19 protein-coding genes are annotated in these 20,654 nt (G+C 67.7%); 6 read left to right on the forward strand and 13 right to left on the reverse strand.

Translation table 11 applies throughout. The features are described 5' to 3' along the window. Positions 1 to 40: 40 nt before the first annotated feature. The gene (locus ABTV68_RS10710) at positions 41 to 730 is read left to right on the forward strand and encodes an SPFH domain-containing protein (RefSeq protein WP_433673650.1); all 690 of its coding nucleotides are present in this window, start codon (positions 41 to 43) and stop codon (positions 728 to 730) included. Here the strand turns inward: ABTV68_RS10710 and dxs are convergent, their stop codons facing one another. From dxs to dut, 7 genes are all read right to left on the reverse strand, one after another. Further along, positions 731 to 2,692, reverse strand: coding sequence for a 1-deoxy-D-xylulose-5-phosphate synthase (gene dxs / locus ABTV68_RS10715; RefSeq protein WP_433673651.1), 1,962 nt, complete (start codon positions 2,690 to 2,692; stop codon positions 731 to 733). It lies immediately after the preceding gene. 90 nt (positions 2,693 to 2,782) lie between these two features. Beyond that, complete coding sequence (locus tag ABTV68_RS10720) at positions 2,783 to 2,920, reverse strand: iron chelate uptake ABC transporter family permease subunit (RefSeq protein ID WP_433673652.1); 138 nt, start codon at positions 2,918 to 2,920, stop codon at positions 2,783 to 2,785. 28 nt (positions 2,921 to 2,948) lie between these two features. Beyond that, positions 2,949 to 3,818, reverse strand: coding sequence for a serine hydrolase domain-containing protein (locus ABTV68_RS10725; RefSeq protein ID WP_433673653.1), 870 nt, complete (start codon positions 3,816 to 3,818; stop codon positions 2,949 to 2,951). 108 nt (positions 3,819 to 3,926) lie between these two features. Next, positions 3,927 to 6,761 (reverse strand): aconitate hydratase AcnA, encoded by a 2,835-nt coding sequence (gene acnA / locus ABTV68_RS10730; RefSeq protein WP_433673654.1) that lies wholly within the window; start codon positions 6,759 to 6,761, stop codon positions 3,927 to 3,929. A 241-nt stretch (positions 6,762 to 7,002) separates the two neighbouring features. Further along, on the reverse strand, positions 7,003 to 7,821 hold the full coding sequence (locus ABTV68_RS10735; protein WP_433673656.1) for a DUF3159 domain-containing protein: 819 nt from the start codon (positions 7,819 to 7,821) through the stop codon (positions 7,003 to 7,005). Next, the gene (locus ABTV68_RS10740) at positions 7,818 to 8,408 is read right to left on the reverse strand and encodes a DUF3710 domain-containing protein (RefSeq protein ID WP_433673657.1); all 591 of its coding nucleotides are present in this window, start codon (positions 8,406 to 8,408) and stop codon (positions 7,818 to 7,820) included. The genes ABTV68_RS10735 and ABTV68_RS10740 overlap by 4 nt, the downstream gene beginning before the upstream one ends. Beyond that, positions 8,405 to 8,860 carry a dUTP diphosphatase gene (gene dut / locus ABTV68_RS10745; protein ID WP_433673659.1) on the reverse strand — a complete coding sequence of 152 codons (456 nt, stop codon included), beginning with the start codon at positions 8,858 to 8,860 and terminating at the stop codon, positions 8,405 to 8,407. Before dut ends, ABTV68_RS10740 begins: the two co-directional genes overlap by 4 nt. Positions 8,861 to 8,893: 33 nt before the next feature. Here dut and ABTV68_RS10750 point away from each other — a divergent pair, with 33 nt between their 5' ends. Next, a complete protein-coding gene (locus ABTV68_RS10750) occupies positions 8,894 to 9,364 on the forward strand; it encodes a DUF3093 domain-containing protein (RefSeq protein WP_433673660.1) in 471 nt (156 codons plus the stop codon). On the opposite strand, the gene ABTV68_RS10755 is transcribed toward ABTV68_RS10750, so the two are convergent. Next, positions 9,339 to 9,632, reverse strand: a complete 294-nt coding sequence (locus ABTV68_RS10755) for a DUF4193 domain-containing protein (protein ID WP_231090282.1) — start codon at positions 9,630 to 9,632, stop codon at positions 9,339 to 9,341. The genes ABTV68_RS10750 and ABTV68_RS10755 overlap by 26 nt on opposite strands. Before the next feature lie 220 nt (positions 9,633 to 9,852). Here ABTV68_RS10755 and sepH point away from each other — a divergent pair, with 220 nt between their 5' ends. Beyond that, complete coding sequence (gene sepH, locus ABTV68_RS10760) at positions 9,853 to 10,926, forward strand: septation protein SepH (protein WP_433673661.1); 1,074 nt, start codon at positions 9,853 to 9,855, stop codon at positions 10,924 to 10,926. Between the two features lie 8 nt (positions 10,927 to 10,934). Here sepH and ABTV68_RS10765 read toward each other — a convergent pair whose 3' ends face one another. Beyond that, positions 10,935 to 12,005: an alkaline phosphatase family protein gene (locus tag ABTV68_RS10765; RefSeq protein WP_433673663.1), complete on the reverse strand. Its 1,071-nt coding sequence runs from the start codon at positions 12,003 to 12,005 to the stop codon at positions 10,935 to 10,937. A gap of 136 nt (positions 12,006 to 12,141) precedes the next feature. Between ABTV68_RS10765 and ABTV68_RS10770 the strand changes: the two genes are divergently transcribed. After that, on the forward strand, positions 12,142 to 14,589 hold the full coding sequence (locus ABTV68_RS10770; RefSeq protein WP_433673664.1) for a DNA gyrase/topoisomerase IV subunit A: 2,448 nt from the start codon (positions 12,142 to 12,144) through the stop codon (positions 14,587 to 14,589). Positions 14,590 to 14,596: 7 nt separating this feature from the next. On the opposite strand, the gene ABTV68_RS10775 is transcribed toward ABTV68_RS10770, so the two are convergent. Both ABTV68_RS10775 and ABTV68_RS10780 read right to left on the reverse strand, forming a co-directional pair. Continuing rightward, positions 14,597 to 15,076 (reverse strand): hypothetical protein, encoded by a 480-nt coding sequence (locus ABTV68_RS10775; RefSeq protein ID WP_433673665.1) that lies wholly within the window; start codon positions 15,074 to 15,076, stop codon positions 14,597 to 14,599. Between the two features lie 28 nt (positions 15,077 to 15,104). Beyond that, positions 15,105 to 17,192, reverse strand: coding sequence for a DNA gyrase/topoisomerase IV subunit B (locus ABTV68_RS10780; RefSeq protein ID WP_433673666.1), 2,088 nt, complete (start codon positions 17,190 to 17,192; stop codon positions 15,105 to 15,107). A 181-nt stretch (positions 17,193 to 17,373) separates the two neighbouring features. Between ABTV68_RS10780 and ABTV68_RS10785 the strand changes: the two genes are divergently transcribed. Then, positions 17,374 to 17,589 (forward strand): DUF7455 domain-containing protein, encoded by a 216-nt coding sequence (locus tag ABTV68_RS10785; RefSeq protein ID WP_433673667.1) that lies wholly within the window; start codon positions 17,374 to 17,376, stop codon positions 17,587 to 17,589. A 55-nt stretch (positions 17,590 to 17,644) separates the two neighbouring features. Here ABTV68_RS10785 and ABTV68_RS10790 read toward each other — a convergent pair whose 3' ends face one another. Then, complete coding sequence (locus tag ABTV68_RS10790) at positions 17,645 to 18,682, reverse strand: alanine racemase (RefSeq protein ID WP_433673668.1); 1,038 nt, start codon at positions 18,680 to 18,682, stop codon at positions 17,645 to 17,647. Next, on the reverse strand, positions 18,679 to 19,353 hold the full coding sequence (locus tag ABTV68_RS10795) for an alanine racemase C-terminal domain-containing protein (RefSeq protein ID WP_433673669.1): 675 nt from the start codon (positions 19,351 to 19,353) through the stop codon (positions 18,679 to 18,681). The genes ABTV68_RS10790 and ABTV68_RS10795 overlap by 4 nt, the downstream gene beginning before the upstream one ends. Before the next feature lie 225 nt (positions 19,354 to 19,578). On the opposite strand from ABTV68_RS10795, the gene ABTV68_RS10800 reads away from it, so the two are divergent. Further along, the gene (locus ABTV68_RS10800) at positions 19,579 to 20,610 is read left to right on the forward strand and encodes a sugar-transfer associated ATP-grasp domain-containing protein (RefSeq protein WP_433673670.1); all 1,032 of its coding nucleotides are present in this window, start codon (positions 19,579 to 19,581) and stop codon (positions 20,608 to 20,610) included. Positions 20,611 to 20,654 lie beyond the last annotated feature (44 nt).

Raw genomic sequence — 20,654 nt, forward strand, 5'->3', positions numbered from 1 at the left:
ATGATGGTGCTGTGCAGCAGCCCACATCCGAGGACACCGCATGTTCGACGCGCTGAACGGACTCCTGTCCGGTAGCGGAATGGCCAGTCTCCTGAAGACGGGTACCGCGATCGCGGGCACGCTCCTGGTGATCCCCGCCCTGATCAAACTGTTTCTCGTGACGGTCGATGAGGGCTCGGCCGCCATCCGCACCCGCAATGGGAAGCCGATCATCCGTCGCGCCGGCACCCGGCGGGGATCCGCCGGCGATGTCGTCGTCCTCGCACCCGGCAGCCATGCGGCGTTTCCGCTGCTGTGGTGGTACCGGATGATCGACGTGCGCACCCGGTCCACCGACCTTCCCGTCCGCGAACTCACCGGAGCCGATGACACCCAGCACCGGGTCCACGCCTCTTTCGACTGGCGGCCGCTCGTGACCGGCCATGACCTGCGCGTGTTCGAGCTCGATGTGGTCAGCGTGAAGGAGCGAGCGGGCAACATCGTCAGCGCGGCGCTGCGCGACATCGTGCGAAGCCTTCCCGGGTCTGCGCTCCCGGTGAACGATCTGCTGTCCCCCGCTGTGGTCGATGCGTGTCGCGAGCGAGTGCGCACCGAGTGCGGCATCGAGCTGCTCCGCGTGATGGTGACGGGTGATGCGCTGACCGACGGTTACCTGCTCGCGACAGCGCTGCGCGACCGCGCGGAAGGTCCCGGTGCGATCGCGACCGCTCTGCTGCCGAGCCTGCGCTGATCAGCGGACGATGCCGGTCGAACCCGTCTGCGTCGTGATCTGTCCCGTCCACAGCGCCCCATCCGGGTGCGGACGAGCCATCGGCACGCGGGTTCCCAGCACCTGGGAGACCACATCCTGCGCGATCTTGGTGGCAGTGAGTCCGGCATCCTCGAGCACCTGCTCGCGCGTGGCGTGGTCGATGAACTCGTCAGGCACACCCAACTCGTCGACCGCCGTATCGATGCCGGCTTCGCGGAGCACCTGACGGATGCGTGTGCCGATGCCGCCGACGCGGATGCCGTCTTCCATCGTGATCACCAGACGGTGACGCGCGGCGAGCTCCACCAGAGACTCGGCGACCGGCACCACCCATCGCGGATCGATCACCGTGGCCCCGATGCCCTGCGCACGCAGGCGCTGTGCAACATCCATCGCCAGGTGCGCGAACGGACCGATGCCGACGAGCAGGACGTCCTCGGACTCGGAGCGCGCCAGCACGTCGACGCCGTCGGCCAGCCGCTCCAGCGCAGGCAGATCGTCCGCGACGGCGCCCTTCGGGAATCGGATCACTGTGGGCGCGTCGTCGATGGTTACAGCCTCCCGCAGCGCTTCCCGCAGGCGGTCAGCGTCACGCGGAGCGGCGATGCGAATGTGCGGGATGATCTGCAGCATCGCCAGATCCCACATGCCGTGATGGCTCGGGCCGTCCGGACCCGTGATACCGGCGCGATCCAGCACGAACGTGACGCCTGCCTTGTGCAGCGCCACATCCATGAGCGCCTGGTCGAAGGCGCGATTCATGAAGGTCGCGTACAGCGCGACCACCGGGTGCAGGCCGCCATAGGCCATCCCTGCCGCGGCGGCGACCGCGTGCTGCTCGGCGATGCCGACGTCATACACGCGATCCGGGAATCGCTCGGCGAAGGCCGCGAGCCCCGTGGGACGCAGCATCGCCGCGGTGATCCCGATGACGTTGGACTGATCCTGACCGACGTTCACGAGCTCTTCGGAGAACACATCCGTCCACCCCGTCCGCGCCTGCTTCAGCGCTTCGCCGGTGCGCGGATCGATCGGGTTGACGGCATGGAACTGATCCGCCTCGTCGTTGCGCGCGGGCGCGTAGCCGCGTCCCTTCTCGGTGATGACGTGCACGATGACCGGCGCGCCGAAGGACTTCGCCTGCTCCAGGGTCTCCATCAACATCGGCAGGTCGTGTCCGTCGACAGGGCCGAGGTACTTGATGTCGAGGTTGGAGTACAGGGCGACGTTGTTCGTGAAGCGCGAGAGGAATCCGTGCGTGCCGCCGCGGACACCACGGAAGACGGCACGACCGACGGGCCCGAAAGCCCGGAACAACCGGTCCGACTTGCGGTGCAGATCCTTGTACGCCGCCGCCGTTCGCACCCGGTTCAGGTAGCGCGACATGCCGCCGATGGTCGGAGCGTACGAGCGGCCATTATCGTTGACGATGATGACCAGGTTGCGGTCGTTGTCGTCGGAGATGTTGTTCAGCGCCTCCCACGTCATGCCGCCGGTGAGCGCGCCATCGCCCACCATCGCGACGACGTGTCGGTCGGCGCGGCCCGTGCGAGTGAAGGCACGGGAGATGCCGTCGGCCCAGCTCAGTGAGCTGGACGCGTGCGAGGACTCGACGACGTCGTGCTCGCTCTCGGAGCGCTGCGGGTAGCCGGCGATCCCACCCCGCGCACGCAGCTCGGAGAAGTCCTGGCGTCCGGTGAGCAGCTTGTGCACGTAGGACTGGTGGCCGGTGTCGAAGATGATCGGATCCTGCGGCGAATCGAAGACCCGGTGCACGGCGATCGTGAGTTCCACGACCCCCAGGTTCGGCCCGAGGTGCCCGCCGGTGCGAGCGACGTTCTGCACCAGGAACTCGCGGATCTCAGCGGCGAGTTGGGCGAGTTCGCGCGAGCTCAATCGGTCCAGATCACGAGGTCCGGAGATGGAGGGCAGGATCGCCATGCTTCACTCCTTCTCGGGACGCAGGAAGCGTCCCGTACACCCTCTCAGTCTAAACGGGTGGATCCCAGTCCGTCTGGGAGCACGCGGTCATCACGTGCCTGTCACTGGCCCCGGGGAGCCGCGCAGCAACGAGACGAAGTACGGCGCTCCCACCAGCGCCACCATCCACCCCGCCGGCAGCTGCGACGGGACGATGAGGGTGCGCCCGAGCGTGTCGGCGATGAGCACGAGAAGCGCGCCGACCCCTGCGGTGAACTCATCGCCGCTCCAGCAGCGTGACGACCTGCTCGGCGAACGGGTCAGCGCCCTCGTGATCGTGCGCGGTGATCGTGACGACGGCGTTGCCGTGGAAGATCAGCAGCTGACCATAGGCCCCGTGCAGCCGCCACGCGGCACCGGGACCATCCCACCCGCCGAGGGCATAGCGACGGTACGAGGGGTCTTCAGCATCGTGCTCCGACCACTCGGCGTGCAGGGTGCGCACAGACTCGGGCGAGACGAGCTGTTCACCGTTGTGGCGCCCACCATCGCGGATCAGCCGTCCGACGGCGGCGAGCTCGTCGAGGGTCAGCTCCAGCCCGCCGCCCGCCTCGATGAACCCGTTCGGACAGCGCTGCCACGCCGGTGCCGCGATACCCATGGGTGTGAACAGCCGGTCCTCCAGCCAGGAGCCGACGTCGCCCACCACGGCCGCAAGAGCACGCATCGCGGTGTAGGTGCTGGCGTTCGAGTACTGGAACACCCGGCCCCGGGAGGGTCGGGAGAGGAACTGCACCGCCAGGTCCGGCCAATCAATGAGCAGTGTCGGCGACCAGGGGAAGTCGACGCCGCTGATCATGCCGAGCAGGTGCCGCACGGTGACGTCGCTGGTTTCGGGCGCGGTCGCCAGGTCCGGCAGGTAGTGCGCGACCGGGGCGTCCAGGTCGAAGACACCGTCATCGACGGCGATGCCCGCGGCGAGCACACAGATCCCCTTCGCCACCGAGTGGACATCGCGCCGCTCATCGTCGTCCCAGAGATACCTCGCCGCGTCATCCCCCACGCGTACATGGATGCCGTGTGCACCGAATCGGTCTTGTTCCACCAGCCGGACGAGATGATCGAGAACGTGCTGCGCGGATGCCATACCCCGATTCTTTCATCGCAGCCCGCGAGGCACCCGCCGGCCGGGGCCCGCCGAAAACGCAGACATCCCGCCAGGCCGAAGCCTGACGGGATGTCGGAGCGATCTGGATCAGACCAGCGAGCGCAGCACGTACTGCAGGATGCCACCGTTGCGGTAGTAGTCCGCCTCACCGGGGGTGTCGATGCGGACGACCGCGTCGAACACGACCTCCTGCTTGCCCTCGGGCGAGAACTCGCTCGGCGAAGCGGTGACCTTGACCGTCTTCGGGGTAACGCCCTCGTTCAGCGCCTCCAGGCCCTCGATTGAGACGATCTCGGTACCGTCCAGACCCAGCGATGCCCAGCTCTCGCCCGCCGGGAACTGCAGCGGAACGACGCCCATGCCGATGAGGTTGGAGCGGTGGATGCGCTCGAAGCTCTCGGTGATGACCGCCTTGACGCCCAGCAGGCTGGTGCCCTTGGCAGCCCAGTCGCGCGACGAGCCGGAGCCGTACTCCTTGCCGCCGAACACGACGAGCGGGGTGCCCTGTGCCTGGTAGTTCTGCGACGCGTCGTAGATGTAGGACTGCGGACCACCGGGCTGGGTGAAGTCGCGGGTGAAGCCACCCTCGACCTCGGCACCGTCGTTGACCGCGCGGACCAGCTGGTTCTTCAGGCGGATGTTCGCGAACGTACCGCGGATCATCACCTCGTGGTTACCACGGCGCGAGCCGTACGAGTTGAAGTCCTTCTGCGCCACACCGTGCTCGGTGAGGTACTGCGCGGCGGGGGTGCCGGCCTTGATGTTACCGGCCGGGCTGATGTGGTCGGTGGTGACCGAGTCGCCCAGCGTCGCCATCACGCGTGCGCCAGTGATGTCGGTGACCGGGGTCAGCTCCATCGTCATGCCGTCGAAGTACGGAGCCTTGCGGACGTACGTGGAGTCGGCGTCCCACTCGAAGACCGGACCGGTCGGGGTGGGAAGGCTCTTCCAGCGCTCGTCACCGTCGAACACCGTGGCGTACTGGGTGATGAACTGCTCGCGCGAGATCGAGGAGTCGATGATCTCCTGGACCTCCTCCGGGGCGGGCCAGATGTCCTTCAGGAACACGTCGTTGCCGTCGCCGTCGACACCGAGCGAGTCGTTGTCGAAGTCGAAGTGCATCGAGCCGGCGAGCGCGTAGGCCACCACCAGCGGCGGCGAAGCCAGGTAGTTCATCTTGACGTCGGGGCTGATGCGACCCTCGAAGTTGCGGTTACCGGACAGCACGGCCGTGACCGCGAGGTCGTGGTCGTTGATCGCGCCCGAGACCTCGGGGATGAGCGGACCGGAGTTACCGATACAGATGGTGCAGCCATAGCCGACGGTGTAGAAGCCGAGGCCCTCGAGGTCCTTATCCAGACCCGACTTCTCGTAGTAGTCGGTGACGACCTTCGAGCCCGGGCCGAGCGTGGTCTTGACCCACGGCTTCTGCTTCAGACCCTTCTCGCGCGCCTTACGTGCCAGCAGACCCGCGGCGATCATCACCGAGGGGTTGGAAGTGTTGGTGCACGAGGTGATGGCGGCGAGGGTGACGGCGCCGTTGTCGAGGATGTACTTCTGCCCCTCGGGCGTGGTGACCTCGACCGGGTTGGACGCCTGCGGCGCGGCGGAGGACGCGAGCACCTTGGGTGCCGTCACGGCCGCCTCGATCTCGACCTCTTCACCAGGAACCGAGCCGGCGTCCGAAGCCGGGAAGGATCCGGCGTCGGCCACGTCCACCGGGGTGGCGTCGGCGTAGTTCAGGATGTCCTGCTCGAACTGGGTCTTCGCTTCGGAGAGCAAGATGCGGTCCTGCGGACGCTTCGGACCGGCGATCGACGGAACAACCGTCGACAGGTCGAGCTCCATGTACTCGGAGTAGGACGGCTCGTTCGTGGCGTCGTGCCAGAGCTTCTGCTCCTTCGCGTACGCCTCGACGAGGGCAACGGCGTGCTCGTCGCGACCGGTGAGGCGCAGGTAGTCCAGCGTCACGTCGTCGATCGGGAACATCGCCGCGGTGGAGCCGAACTCCGGCGACATGTTTCCGATGGTGGCGCGGTTGGCCAGCGGCACGGAGCCGACGCCCTCACCGTAGAACTCGACGAACTTGCCGACGACGCCGTGCTTGCGCAGCATGTCGGTGATCGTGAGCACCACATCGGTGGCCGTCACGCCCGCGGGAATCTCACCCGTGAGCTTGAAGCCGACGACGCGCGGGATGAGCATGGACACGGGCTGGCCGAGCATTGCCGCCTCGGCCTCGATGCCGCCGACGCCCCAGCCGAGCACGCCCAGGCCGTTGACCATCGTGGTGTGCGAGTCGGTGCCGACACACGTGTCGGGGTAGGCGCGCAGCACGCCGTTGACATTGCGGTCGTAGATGACCTTGGCCAGGTGCTCGATGTTGACCTGGTGGACGATTCCGGTTCCCGGGGGGACGACCTTGAAGTCGTCGAACGCGGTCTGGCCCCAGCGCAGGAACTGGTAGCGCTCGCCGTTGCGCTCGTACTCGATCTCGACGTTGCGCTCGATGGCGTCGGGACGGCCGAAGAGGTCGGCGATCACGGAGTGGTCGATGACCATCTCGGCCGGCGAGAGCGGGTTGATCTTGTTCGGGTCGCCGCCGAGGGCGGTGACGGCCTCGCGCATGGTGGCGAGGTCGACGATGCAGGGCACGCCGGTGAAGTCCTGCATGACCACGCGCGCCGGCGTGAACTGGATCTCCGTGTCGGGATCGGCGTCCGGATTCCACGAACCGAGGGCCTGGATCTGCTCCTTGGTCACGTTCGCGCCGTCCTCGGTGCGCAGGAGGTTCTCCAGCAGCACCTTCAGGCTGAAGGGGAGCTTCTCGTAACCCGGGACCTGATCGATCCGGAAGATCTCATAGTCGGTGCTGCCGACTGTCAGGGTGCTCTGTGCACCGAAGCTGTTCACCGTTGACACGAGGTTCTCTCCTTAGCGTCTTTCGTCACCGCTGCGTTCCATCTTGGAGCGCCGAACCGATCAGGGCTAGCAAGGCCCGCCTAACCAGTGTGCGCCGCGAACGCCGCTCGCAACAGCAGGGAATTTATCTTGACGTCAAGATAAATCTACCACGGTGCGCGCACCCGGTCCGTCGGCACGCCACAACGCGGCGGCGGGTGTGGCGAAGTCGCCACACCCGCCGCCGCGCGTCGCTGTCTATTCAGTCAGCGGAAGGAGTCGGAGCAGGCGAATCGGAGCCCGTGACAGCGTCGGTGCGGCGGTACAGCGCGCGAACGGTGAGCCACGTGACGGCCACCATCGGCGCGAACAGCGGCAGGCCCATGACGAGCTTCAACGTGCCAAGAAGCGCCACGGCGCTGGACTCGTTCCCGGGCTGCAACGAGGTCAGATAGACCGGGAACTGCACGGCGAGGCGAAGGAAGAACAGCGCGGCCCACGCGATCGCGAGCCAGAAGAACACGCGGCGCTTGCGCTTGGACTGTCGCCACGCGGTGCCCTCCCCCATCAGGTATCCGGCGGCCAGTCCGATCAGCGACCACCCGATCAGCGCGGACACCAGCAGCGCCACACCGTAGGCGGCATTCGTGATGAGACCGGGGACGAAGTTGTTCGACGCGTTCTGGGTGAAGAGCGCGAGCGCAGCGGCGACCACCGCGGCCATCAGCCCACCGATCGCCGCGGTCGGGGTCGACCGAGCGATCAGACGCAGAACCGTGAACACCACGGCGAGTCCGACGGAGATGATGAGAGCCGGGATCAGCTTCTGCATGCTGTCGCCGGTCCACAGCGTGAAGGCGAGGATGAAGGCGAGACTCGGCAGCACCGACTCGGCGATGCCGCGCCAGCCGCCCATCGCGGCCCAGACCACATGTCCAGTAGTCGCCTGACTCGAGGGATCCATGCCGGCCTTGCGGGCAGCGTTGCCGAGAGCGGCGCTCAGCAGCTCGGACGCGGACGGCTCCGGCGGGGTGAGCGCGGCGCCCTCGGCGTCGGGAGCACTCGCCCGCTCGTCGGTCACGCCGCTCCCGGCGCGGCCGGCATCTTGAGCGGAATCAGATCGCGCGGCGGCATCGGAGTCCCACCGCGCACCACGACGATCGACCGGAACAGGTCCTCGACCTGCTCGGCCGCAGCGGTGTCGTTCGTCGCGGCACCACCGATCACACCGCGCAGGAACCACCGCGGACCGTCGACGCCCACGAAGCGGGCCAGCCGCATCTCGGCAGAGCTGCCGGCGACGACCGGAACCTCGGCAAGCAGCTCAGGACCCAGCGGCCCCTCGCGCTCCTCCACCCGACCGCCCTGCTGGCGGACCTGCTCGCTGATCTGTGCGCGGGTCTCCTCCCAGAGTCCGGTGGTGCGGGGAGCCGCGAACGGCTGCACCTGCAGCGACGAATCGGCGTAGTCGAGTCCGACTGCGACGATCCGCTTGCTCTGCTCCTCGACCTCGAGGCGCAGGTTGAGCCCCTCGCGCGGCAAGACCTTGATGCCGCCCAGGTCGATGTACGGACGGACGGGGTTCGCTTCCGACTCGTCGAACGGGCCGCTGGTGGCGCGGTCCTCGGGTGCCGACTTCTCGGCGGGCGTGGGCGTCTCGTCGCTCATGCGTTCACTCCTGTCTGTGTGCCGTAGCCGGTGGATCCGAACCCGCCCTCTCCGCGTGCGGATTCGGGAAGCTCCGCCACGGGGATGAAGGTGGCACGGGTGACCGGCATGACGATGAGCTGAGCAATCCGATCGCCCACGGCCACGTCGTAGGCGGCCTCGCGATCGGTGTTCAGCAGAGAGACCTTGATTTCGCCGCGGTAGCCCGCATCGACCGTCCCGGGCGAGTTGACGATCGTGATGCCGTGCTTCGCGGCAAGTCCGCTCCGGGGCACCACGAAGGCGGCGTAGCCGTCGGGCAGCGCGATCGAGACGCCGGTGGGCACGAGCGCTCGCTCGCCCGGCTCCAGTCGCAGAGCGACCGCTGAGCGCAGGTCGGCACCGGCGTCACCGGGGTGGGCGTAGCTCGGAGGCTCGGATGCGACAATGAGGACGTCAACGGAATCGGTCACCCCACGAGGGTAATGCAGAATGCAGGGCGAAGAATGACCTCCACCCCCACATACCGCGAGCGTCTCACGCCCTCCCTCTGGATCCTGCTGTCCGCAGCGGTGGTGGCACCGATGGTGGCACTGGTGTTCGTCCGCGTCGAACCGACCATGGCGCTGGCCATCGGAGCGGTGGTCGGCTTCGCCATCATCTGCGCGCTCATCGCGCTGTCGCCGCGCATCGAGGTGTCCGGCGGCGAGCTGCGCGCCGGTCGCGCTCACATTCCCGTGGACTTGCTGGGAACTCCGACACACGCGGTGAACGACGAAGCCCGCGCTGCTCGAGGTCAGGGCCTCGATGCGCGGGCTTGGCATCTGATCCGGGGCGGAATCGACGGCATCGTCACGGTTCCCGTGAACGATCCCGCCGACCCGACGCCGGTCTGGGTGGTGTCCTCCCGGACACCGGATCGCCTGGCTGCGGCGATCGTCGCTGCGCAGGTTACGCAGCACACTCCCGACAGATAGGACCGGAAGCGGTCTCGTGGTCCAGCTGGGAACGGTGCTTCACCAGGAAGCAGCTCACGCAGGTGAACTCATCCTCCTGGGGCGGAAGCACGACGACATCGAGTTCGAGGTCGGAGAGGTCGGCACCGGGGAGCTCGAACCCTGACGGGTTGTCTGCATCCTCGGAATCGATCGAACCGGACGCCTTGTCGGGTACGCGTTCCTTGAGGGCCTCGATCGACTCGCTTTCGTCCTCGTTCTTGCGGGGTGCGTCGTAATCGGTGGCCATGACGGGTATATCTCTTCTTCCGTAAATGTGGGGGTCACCTGTGTGAACAGGCGGCGATAGTTTGCATGACCGTGGGAAGTTTCGCAAATGGGTGTTTTCCCAGGTTTGCCATGCATCCCTCGCAGCCGATCAAACTCGCGGCACGCCCACGGTATTCCCCGCCTCCGCCGGTGGGCGTGGGAGCATGAATCGAACCCACACAGCGGAAGAGGCGTGGCGAATGGAACAGCTCACCATCATCGGTACCGAGGGCGATCAGCTCGTCCTGGTCACCGAGGCCGGCGACCGTTATGCGCTCGTCATCGATGACGTCCTGCGGACCGAGCTGAAGAAGGCCGCGCGTCGGGAATCCGCGCCGGAGGCTCCGCACGCGAGCCCCCGGGACATCCAGACGCACATCCGCGCGGGACTATCCACCGCCGAGGTGGCCGAGCTGCTCGGCACCACCGTGGAGGCCGTACAGCGATACGAGGGTCCGGTGCTGGCAGAGCGCGAGCACATCGTGAGCCAGGCACTCGCCGTCCCGGTTCTGGTGGGCAGCGAGGTGGAACCGGATGGAACGCTGAGCTTCGGTATGGCCATCCGCGCCAAGCTCGCCGAGGCGGAGGCGTCCGGAGAGCGCTGGACGAGCTGGAAGGGCGAAGAAGGCTGGATCGTCAAGCTCGAGTTCGTCTCGGCGGAGGTCGAGCACGACGCACGCTGGGGCTTCGATCCGCGCCGCAGCACCCTGTCGCCGCAGAATTCCGCCGCCACCCAGCTCTCCCGCCAGGGTTCGCTCCCCGAGGGGCTGATCCCCCGTCTGCGCGCGCTCGACACCACTCCGGCGGCCTCGGCGACGCCGTGGAAGGACGAGTCCCGCTTTGACAGCGGCGCCTTCGGTCCTCGGCGCCTGCCGGATCCCGCGCCGACGGACGCGGAGACGAACGGGGAGAACTCCCAGCGTCCGAGCACCGCGGCCGACGCGGCGATGAACCGTGCCCCCGAGCCGGATCGCCCGACGCACCCCGACACCGCAGACCTGCTGGAAGCGTTGCGCCGCCGTCGCGGACAGCGCGAACCTGCTCCGGCACTGGAGGATGAGGCGGCACCCGGACTCGTCACGGCACCGGCGCCGCTCGCACGTATCGACGCCGCACCTGCGGCGACCCCGGCACCGGCGGAGACCGGCGACGACGCGGAGATCGTGGCAGAGAAGCAGGCCGCGGCAGAGCGCGACAACGGCAAGAGCCGACGCGGCCGTCCCTCGATGCCCAGCTGGGACGAGATCGTCTTCGGCGCACGCACCGAGGACTGAGTCCGGGCTCAGGCCGCGAACGCACCCGCACGGATCAGGGGGACGATCGTCTCCTCCGGCGTGATTCCACCGTGCTGCCCGATCATCTTCTGCGGGCGCGTGTCGGTTCCCCGATCGTCGTAGTACGCCCAGATGCCGCGACTGACGACGAGCAGATCACCGATGCGGGGCGCGACGTCGGGGTGAACCTCGCCGAACAGACCGAGAGCGATCGCCTCATCACGGGTGAGGACATCCGCGGTGTTCTGCGCACCCGCCGCCCAGCGGGCATGGACGCGCAGTGGATCGGCGCCCTTGTCCGTGTACACGTGCAGCATGCGCGGCTCCCCGCCGACGTGCGCCACGCCCTCCCATCGCGGGTCGTCCTCACCCAGGAGGACGTGCCGGAAGCGCGGCACGTCGATCATGCCGTGATCGGCCGTCATCACCAGCCCGATGTCGTCAGGGATCGGCACCATGAAGGCACCATCCACGTCTTCCAGAGCTGCGCGCCACTGCGCCGACGCGACGCCGAACTTATGGCCGGCCTTGTCGACCTCGGGAAGGTAGCAGTACACCAGCGCCCCGTCATGCTGCGCGGCGAGGCGCACGGCAACGGAGACGCGATTGGAGATGTTGTCGACCGGGACGTACTCGCTGCCGCGCAGGATCGCACGAGTGAATCCGGAGTCGGCGTACTCCCCCGGACCGACCGCGAAGGAGGGGCGTCCCTCTGTGGCCGCACGCTCGAACACCGTCTCGCTGCGCTGCCAGGTGTGCGGATCGACACCCTCGCGCTCCCAGCCGCTCAGCTGGTTCACGAGGACGTCGGCGTCGGGATCGAGCACCTTGTAGCCGACGAGACCATGCTGACCAGGATCCGTGCCCGTCAGCAGCGATGTCAGCGCTGCGGCCGTCGTGGACGGGAAGACCGACCGCGCCACATCGCGTCGACGCATGAGTGAGCCGAGGCGTCGGGCGTGACCGGTGTGCGCGCGCAGTTGCAGCGCGCCCAGACCATCGACGACGCAGAGCACCCCGGAGCGTGCGGTACCGAAACGTCCTTCGCTCCCCAGCGATTCCAGGACATCCGACGCCACCCCGGTGATGCTCCGAGCGTGCGCGGGCGCGGGCGGTAGCATGAGGGACATCGGGGCCAGTTTCGCACATTTCACCCGATGTACCCCTGCTGTCAGGGCGTTTCCCTCCACCCGAGTCTCCGGAGATCCACACCGCATGGCACGCAAGTCGACCGACATCGAGCCCGTCGTCGAGCGCATCGAAGACGTCGATGTCTCGGCCGAGATGCAGGGATCGTTCCTGGAGTACGCCTACTCGGTCATCTACTCCCGCGCCCTGCCCGATGCACGCGACGGCATGAAGCCGGTGCAGCGACGCATCCTCTATCAGATGGCCGAGATGGGTCTGCGCCCCGACCGCGGGCACGTCAAGAGCGCCCGCGTCGTCGGTGATGTCATGGGCAAGCTGCACCCGCACGGCGACTCCGCGATCTACGACGCTCTGGTGCGTCTTGCTCAGCCGTTCTCGCTGCGCGTGCCGCTGGTGGACGGGCATGGCAACTTCGGCTCCCTGGACGACGGTCCCGCCGCGTCGCGGTACACCGAGGCGCGCATGGCTCCTCCCGCCATGGCGATGACGGAGAGCCTCGACGAGGATGTCGTCGACTTCATCCCGAACTACGACGGCCAGTACCAGCAGCCCGCCGTGCTGCCCGCCGCGTTCCCGAATCTGCTGGTGAACGGTGCGAGCGGCATCGCGGTCGGCATGGCCACCAACATGGCGCCGCACAATCTCATCGAGGTCGTCGCGGCCGCCGTCCACCTGCTGGAGAACCCCGACGCGACGACAGAGGACCTCATGGAGTTCGTGCCGGGGCCGGACTTCCCGTCCGGCGGCATCGTCATGGGTCTGGACGGTGTGAAGGACGCCTACGCCACCGGGCGCGGCGCGTTCAGAGTACGAGCGAAGACGTCGATCGAATCGCTCGGTCCTCGCAAGACCGGCATCGTCGTCACGGAGCTGCCCTACCAGGTGGGGCCCGAGCGGGTCATCGAGAAGCTCAAGGACGCCGTCACTGCCAAGAAGCTGCAAGGCATCAGCGACGTCCACGATTTCACCGACCGCAACCACGGTCTCCGGATGGTCATCACGGTCAAGACGGGATTCGATCCGGCGGCCGTACTGGAGGCCCTCTACCGCTTCACCCCGCTGGAGGACTCGTTCTCCATCAACAACGTCGCCCTCGTCGACGGCCAGCCGCAGACCATGGGGCTCAAGGAACTGCTCCGGGTCTACCTCGACCACCGTATCGAGGTGGTCACGCGCCGCAGTCAGTTCCGACTCGATCGCCGGCGCGAGCGCCTGCACCTCGTGGAGGGTCTGCTCGTCGCAATCCTCGACATCGACGAGGTCATCCAGGTCATCCGCACCTCCGACGACTCGGATGCGGCCCGCTCGCGACTGCAGCAGGTGTTCGACCTCTCCGAGCGCCAGGCCGAGTACATCCTCGAGCTGCGTCTGCGTCGCCTCACGAAGTTCTCCCGCATCGAGCTGGAGGCAGAGCGCGACAAGCTGCAGGCCGAGATCGAAGAGCTGGAACGTCTTCTCGGCGACCCGGTGCTGCTGCGCAGCCAGGTGGCACGCGAGCTCGATGCGGCGGCGGAAGCCTATGGCACTCCGCGTCGCACGCTGCTGCTGAACGCCGCTCCGCCGAAGGCGCGCACGGCACGGGCCGCGGCCGCAGCCGACCTGCAGTTCGCCGACGCCCCCACCCTTCTGCTGTTGTCGGCGTCCGGTCGTGCGGTGCGTGTGGACGGCGACGGTGAGACGCCGCTGACGCCACCGTCACGGCGCAGCAAGCATGATGCCGTGCTCGCTCGTCTGCACACGACGACTCGGAGCGAGATCGGGGCGGTGACCTCACACGGTCGGGTGCTGCGCTTCTCCCCCGTCGACCTACCGTCGGTCCCACCGGCATCGGTGCAGCTGGCTGCGGGCGTGCCGCTCAAGGACTATCTCGGGATCACGGATAAGGCGGAGCGGATTCTCGCACTCATCCGTTTCGACGATGACACCCCGCTTGCGCTCGGAACGCGTGACGGCGTCGTGAAGCGCGTCGTCCCGTCCGCGCTTCCCGTGCGACCGGAGCTGGAGATCATCTCGCTGAAGACGAAGGACATGGTCGTCGGTGCGGTCCCCGCGCCAGACGACGCCGAACTCGTGTTCGTCTCGAGCGACACCCAGCTGCTGCACTTCCCCGCCGAGAGCGTCCGCCCCCAGGGTGCGCCGGCAGGCGGCATGGCCGGCATCAAGCTGGGTGCGGGCGCTGCGGTGATCTTCTTCGGCGCCGTGGCTGCCGGCGCGCAAGCGCAGGTGGTCACTGTGTCGGGCTCGGATACGATGCTCGCCGGTACCGACACGGGCCGCGCCAAGGTCAGCGACTTCGCGGAGTTCCCGGGCAAGGGACGCGCCACGGGCGGCGTCCGCTCTCAGGCGCTGCTGAAGGGTGAGGACCGCCTCACGCTGGCATGGGTCGGCGAGGAACCACGTGCCATCGGGGCCGATGGTGCCGTGCGTCAGCTGCCCGCCGGAGGCGCGAAGCGCGATGGTTCCGGCGTTCCCCTGGAGGCCGTCATCGCCTGGGTGGGCACCGCCATCGCGTGACGGCGACCTACACCCACGGGATGGTGTGAGCCGGCACGGACGGATCAGCCGTCGGCCGCGAAGTCGGTGCGATCGCGAGGGTGACGCGCGGAGACTGCTCATACTGCGCGATCGTGACGAGGTACCGGCCGACGGGGCGAGCGATCCGCGGCGTGACGTCCGTCACCAGTCGCCGGCTCGCAAAGCCCGCAGCGCCGGTGAGTTCCTTGAATGTGGGCGCGGCCAGCACCCCGCGGGAGGCGATGACGCTGTGGAAGAACGTCCGCACCGGTCGGTCCGTGCGCGGCGTGGCCGGCGCAAGCACGTCGAGTGCCGCATCGGGACCCAGGTGGATCACGAGGCCATGCTCGCGCTGGCGCTCCGCGGCGTACCGGGTCAGCTGGTCCGCGCGCGTCGGAGCATCGCTGATGTACGACGCGAACGAGTGCGGATCGATCAGACAGAACCAGCCATCGAGGTCGAGCTGCAGGCGGGTCATCTCAGTCACGGTTCCCACCGTAACCGTCCGACGGGGATCAGGCGTCGATCGACTCCCGCGATAGGCGATCCGACGAGTCGATGATGAACTCCCGACGCGGGGCGACATCGTTGCCCATCAGCAGCTCGAACACCTGGTTGGCGGCGTCCGCGTCGGCCAGCGTGACACGACGCAGCAGTCGGCCCCGCTTGTCCATCGTGGTCGTCGCGAGCTGATCGGCATCCATCTCGCCGAGGCCCTTGTAGCGCTGCACCGGTTCCTGCCAGCGCTTGCCCGCCTTGGTGAGCTTTGCGAGCAGCCCGTGCAGCTCAGCCTCGGAGTACGTGTAGATGGTCTCGTTGGGCTTGGAGCCGGGATTCATCACGATAACGCGGTGCAGCGGTGGCACCGCCGCGTACACCCGGCCGGCCTCGACCAGCGGCCGCATGTAGCGGAAGAACAGCGTGAGCAACAGGGTGCGGATGTGCGCGCCGTCGACGTCGGCATCACTCATCAGGATGATCTTGCCGTAGCGCGCCTGCGTGAGATCGAACGTCCTGCCGGAACCCGCACCGATCGACTGGATGATGGCCGCGCACTCCGCGTTGCCGAGCATGTCCGACACGGACGCCTTCTGCACGTTGAGGATCTTGCCGCGGATCGGCAGCAGAGCCTGGTGCTCCGAGTCACGGGCGAGCTTCGCCGTGCCGAGCGCCGAGTCACCCTCGACGATGAACATCTCGGACTGCGACACGTCACTGGAACGGCAGTCGACGAGCTTGACCGGGAGCGACGAGGACTCCAGCGCGTTCTTGCGTCGCTGGGTCTCTTTGTGAGCGCGCGCGGAGATGCGCGCCTTCATCTCGGAGACCACCTTGTCCAGCAGCTGAGACGCCTGGTTCTTGTCGTCGCGCTTGGTGGACGAGAAGCGTTCGCCGAGCTCTTTGCCGACCACCCGGGCGACGATCTGGCGCACCGCGGGCGTACCGAGGACCTCCTTGGTCTGTCCTTCGAACTGCGGCTCAGGAACGGTCACCGTGAGCACGGCGGTGAGACCGGCCAACACGTCGTCCTTCTCAGGCTTGTCGCTGCCGGACTTCAGCCGGCGCGCGTTGGTCGCCACCTGAGCGCGAATGACCTTGAGGAGCTCCTGCTCGAAGCCCTGCTGGTGTGTTCCCCCCTTGGGCGTGGCGATGATGTTCACGAACGACCGGACGGTGGTGTCGTAGCCGGTACCCCACCGCAGCGCGATGTCGACGGCGCACTCGCGCTCGACGTCGGTGGCTTGCATGGACCCGTCCGCCTGGAGCACGGGCACCGTCTCGTGGAAGGATCCCGATCCCTGCAGTCGCCAGGTGTCGGTGATGGGCGCGTCCGAGGCCAGGTACTCGACGAACTCCGAGATCCCACCCTCGTACCGGTGCAGCGTCTCGTTGCCGCCCTCGGCGCGCTTGTCGGTGATGCGGATGCCGAGGCCGGGGACGAGGAAAGCGGTCTGCCGGGCGCGCGTCTCGAGCTCGGCGAGCTGGAAGGCGGCGTCCTTCGTGAAGATCTGGCGGTCCGCCCAGTATCGGACACGCGTGCCGCTGACGCCCTTGCGCACCTTGCCCACGACCCGCAGCTCGCTGCCGTCGGCGAAGGGAGTGAACGGCGCGTCGGGACGGGGTTCCCCCTTGTCTGCGAAAGTGCCCGGCTCCCCGCGTCGGAACGACATCGCGTAGGTCTTGCCGTCGCGGTCCACCTCGACGTCGAGGCGCTCGGACAGCGCGTTGACCACGGAGGCACCAACACCGTGCAGACCGCCCGAAGCGGCGTATGAGCCGCCACCGAACTTGCCGCCGGCGTGCAGCTTCGTGAAGACGACCTCGACGCCGGTCAGACCTGTACGGGGCTCGACGTCGACCGGGATGCCGCGACCGCGGTCCTGCACCTCGACACTGCCGTCGTCACGCAGAACGACGTCGATGTCGGTGCCATTGCCCGCGACCGCCTCGTCCACCGCGTTGTCGATGATCTCCCACAGGCAGTGCATGAGGCCCGGCGAACCGTTGGATCCGATGTACATGCCGGGGCGCTTGCGGACAGCCTCAAGCCCTTCCAGCACCTGGAGATGATGAGCGGAATACTCGGCAGTCACGATTCCCATCGTAATTCGAGCCACCGACACCGCCCGCCAGGCGCGCGGTTCGTCGTCTCCCCCGCGTATTCCCGCGGAATGCGCCCGTACGCGCTGAGCGAAACACGCGGCCGGACGGGCCGCGTGAGCGCTGTACGTGGTTGACTGAAAGCAGTCTTCAGCCGCGTACCCGATCAAGGAGGCACCCGCGATGAACACCACGCTCACCCCCGCCGAGCCGACGGTCTTCCGGCTCACCGCGATGGACCGCTGCGATTCGTGCGGCGCCCAGGCCTACATCGCCGCCGAGGTCAACGGCTCCGAGCTCCTCTTCTGCGCTCACCACGGGCGCAAGTACGAGGCGAAGCTCCGTGAGGTTGCGACCTCGTGGCACGATGAGACCGCCCGACTCGCCGAGGCCAACTGATCTACCGAAAAGGGGCTCCCGCCGCGGCGGGAGCCCCTTTTCGTGCCCGCGGACGTCAGCCCACGTAACGGCGCGGCAGGTCGGACGCCAGACGCAACACGACCTCCTCGCCGATCGTGCCCAGTCGCTCCGCGAGGTCGGTGGCCGAATCAGCGGGTTTCGCACCGAACAGCGTGACGACCTGTCCCGCCTCGGCGTCGTCCCAGTGCGGGATGCGCAGTGTGTCAGCGGCGATCTCGGTGACGGGGAGCCGGCCTCCGGGCGTCGCTGCCGTCAGTGAGCCGGCAGCAGTCGACATGAGTCCGCTGACGTAGCCGGTGCCGATGATCGTGTCCTTGCGACCGACCTTCTCCACTGCGGCCTGGAGTGAGCCCACGACGGCCAGCCCCAGCTCCTGCTCAGACGGACCGTCTGCGGAGCGGATGCCGTAGTGGAACGCGCCGATCCGCACCATGTCGTAGCGGAACTCGGGACGAGCGAAGGCGGCGGCACTCGCCGCGAGGTGGAGCTTCTCGGGTGTGAGCCCGGCCTCGCGCGCCTGCGAAACAGCAGTCTCGAACACCGCGCGCGAGTCGTCGTCATCCGCATCGGACGCCTCGCCGATGTGCGACCAGATTCCGACGACGTGAATGACACCGAGTGCCTCCAGCTGCACGGCACGGTCGACGAACGCCGGCCATTCCTCCGACCGGACCCCGTTGCGGTGCAATCCGGTGTCGATCTTGAGGTGTACGTCTGCGGTGGCTGATTGCGCTTGGGCGACGGCGGCGACATCCTCCAGCAGCTCTGCTGATCCCACACCGATGTCGAGTCGTGCCGACAGCGCGTCCGCCACATCGTCGCGGCCGGCCAGCATCCACGCGAACACGCGCGCCTCGGGCGCCAGCGCGCGCACCGCCACACCGGTGCTCACGTCGAGAGCTCCGATCCACCGGACGCCCTCGGCGATCGCGCGAGGCACGACCGCGTCGAGACCGTGCCGGTAGGCATCATCCTTCACGACAAGCATCGCCTCGGCCGGCGCGACGCGCTCACGCACGGCACGGATGTTGTCGGACAGCGCTGCCAGGTCAACCACGAACTCGGCACTCATGCCACGACCTCCCGCCGCGCCCGATTGCCGATCGCCGGCAGCAGCTCTTCCAAACCGAGACCCGTGAGAGAGATCCACTCCGCCCAGGCGGGCTCTCCAAGATCCGGATCCCCGAGGAACACGACCTCATCACCGATGGCGGTCTCTCCCGCGCCGATGTCGACGACGCAGACATCCATCGCCACGCGACCCACGATGGGACGACGCACGCCGTTCACCGTGACAGCGAGGCGGTTGCCCAGCGAGCGCACGATGCCCTGCGCATAGCCGCCGGTCACCAGCGCGACGCGGGTGTCCTCCGTCGCCGTGAAGGTGTAGCCATAGGACACGCTCTCCCCCGCTCTGAGGATCTTCACGCCGAGCACTTCACCGCAGAGCGTCACCGCCGGCACCGTCTGTGGCAGAGCTCCGGCGGCGACGGCCGCCGTCACCACCGCGAACGTCGGCGGAACCTCGCCCGTGAAAGCGACAGGCCCGTCATCACCCACGACGCCCGCCAGCGACTGCTCACGAGCAACGGATGCGATCAAGTCGGCCCCCAGCCCCCAGCCGTCATGCCGCGCGTCGGCGTAGACCTCACGCGGGTGGCCCGAGAGGTTGCGGGAGACAGCGGAGCGCGACACGCGCAGCGTGGGGTGTGTGCGACCGATGAGGTCGTGCGCGGCGGTCATCGCGTACGGCCTTTCGTGCGTTCGAGCGGGACGTTGTCGTGCATGGGAGCCTTTCGGATGCGCTTCGGGTCCAGCCTCTGAGTGTCTGCAGGCTGGTCCGTCCGCCGGGCGGACACCGCCGTCGATCCTAGCCGTCGCGGCTCCGGAGGCTCTGTGCATCCTGCCTGGACGCACAGGAGCGTTCCGTGCCCGCCGGTAAACTGAGGCGAGAATCAAAGGAGCACCATGGCCTCGTCTGCCTCATCCCTCCCGGTGCGCGTGAAGTACGCGGTCGATCGCGCGCTGCGCATCAACACCGGATCGCTGATCGCGCGCGCCAAGGAGACCGCCGCGCACCACCACCGCGCCGTCCCGGCCGTGGTGCTGGACATGCTGTGGTCCGCAGCTCGTCACGACGTGGGCTTCCAGGACTACGTCGACTACGACTTCGCGATCCTCAGCCGCGCTGAGCGGGCCACCTACATGACGCACCCGATCTCGAATCGCATGTCGCAGCTGCTCGACAAGCCCGAGGGGCGCGCAACCTTCCACGACAAGATCGCTTTCAACCGGGCCTTCGCTCCGTACCTCGGTCGCGAGTGGCTGGTGCTGGGCGAGAATCCGGCGTCTGATGCCGACGCGCTGCAGGCGTTCGCCGAACGACACCCCACCTTCATCGCGAAGACGCCGCAGGGCTCGGCTGGTCTCGGGGTGCACCGCTACCAGGCCGCCGAGGTCTCGGACTGGAAGACGTTCACCGCGGAGCTCGTCGGTCGCGGGGAGCTGCTGATCGAGGAGGTCATCCTCCAGCACGACGACATCGCCGCCTACTGCCCCGGAACGGTGAACACCACGCGGGTCACGGCCTACTTCGATGGCACCAAGACCCACATCCTCGCCGCGGCGCAGAAGTTCGGCCGCGGTGCGGTGAGCGACCAGATGTCGTTCGGCGGCTTCTACACGATGCTCGACGACAACGGTCACGCGCGGAGCGCGGGATACGACTCGCACGAGAACGTGCACGAGCTGCACCCCGACACCCACAAGCGCATCGCCGACTTCCAGCTGCCGATGTGGGATGAGGTCGTGGCGTATGTCGACCGCATCGCGCGCGTCATCCCGTCGATCCCCTACGTGGGCTGGGACATCGTCGTCACCCCGAACGGCCCCGTCGTCATCGAGGGAAACTGGGCGGCCGGCGTCTACGAGAACAAGCCGAGCGTCAGCGGAATCCGCACCGGCCACCGGGAGCGCTACCGCGCTGCCACCGGCATCTGAAGCCTCGCACAACGCGAAAGGGGCTCCGTCAGGAATGACGGAGC

Source organism: Microbacterium gorillae, from assembly GCF_050990725.1.
Taxonomy (GTDB): domain Bacteria; phylum Actinomycetota; class Actinomycetes; order Actinomycetales; family Microbacteriaceae; genus Microbacterium; species Microbacterium gorillae_A.